1 pseudogene is annotated in these 1,007 nt (G+C 68.3%); it reads left to right on the top strand.

Annotated features, from left to right (window positions below):
• Positions 1-126: 126 nt before the first annotated feature.
• Positions 127-918 (top strand): annotated as a pseudogene (locus ACGFU7_RS48280) (IS30 family transposase); the annotation flags it as partial.
• Between the last annotated feature and the right edge of the window lie 89 nt (positions 919-1,007).

Raw genomic sequence — 1,007 nt, 5'->3', positions numbered from 1 at the left:
CGCAGCCAACTCCTCACCCAGCACACCCGATCAACGACACGACCGATCAAGAAGACACGCCATCTCGGACCGCACATGACCAAGCCCTACTAGTGGTCGTCGCAACATCCCAGCTCAGGGGATGCGATGGACTTCAAGATCCGGGAGCTCCGAACGGTGGCTCAAGGGCGCAAGCAGCTGCTGCGTGAGCGGGAGGCATACTCCCAGCTCATGCAGCAGGGCTTCAGTAACAAAGAGGCATGCCGGATCGTCGGCATCAACGAGAAGACCGGCCGACGCTGGCGCAACGGCCGCAGCGCCGACCGCCACCAGAAGGCGGCACCCCCGATCAATACGGTGGTGCCGCCTTCCGGTCCGTCCCGATACCTGCGCGAGGACGACCGGATCTACATCGCCGACCGGCTGCGGGAGAAGGCCACGGTCCGTGCGATAGCCGCCGAGCTGGGCCGCAGCCCGTCCACGGTCAGCCGGGAGATCCGCCGCAACGGCATGCCACTGCGCGGCGACGCGCGACGCTGGGCCTACCGCCCGCACGCCGCCCAGGCCCGTGCGGATGCCCGCCGGCCCCGTCCGAAACCGGGGAAGATCAGCCAGAGCCCCGACCTGCGGGACTTCATCCAGAACCACCTGGACCTACGGTGGAGCCCGGAGCAGATCTGCCAGGCCCTGCGATCCCGCTTCCCCGACAGGCCGGAGATGCACGTGGTCCACGAGACCGTCTACCAGGCCCTCTACGTCCAGGGCCGGGGCGAACTGCGCCGCGAACTCGCCCGCGCTCTGCGCACTGGCCGGGCCCGGCGCAAGCCCCGCCGCCAGGCCCAGCAGCGCCAGCCGCGGTTCGCCACCCCTATGGTCATGATCAGCGAACGGCCCGCAGAGGCGCAGGACCGGGCCGTGCCCGGCCACTGGGAGGGCGACCGTGCGACACGAAGTTGCACGAATTTGAGTGGACTGGCCGATTGGAGAGGCAGTTGATGAAGCTGTAGGTGCAGTCACGGGTCTGTGTC

Source organism: Streptomyces sp. NPDC048473, assembly GCF_043200155.1.
Classification (GTDB): domain Bacteria; phylum Actinomycetota; class Actinomycetes; order Streptomycetales; family Streptomycetaceae; genus Streptomyces.
Note: the sequence above shows the minus strand (reverse complement) of the source record. Positions and strands in the feature narration are given on the sequence as shown.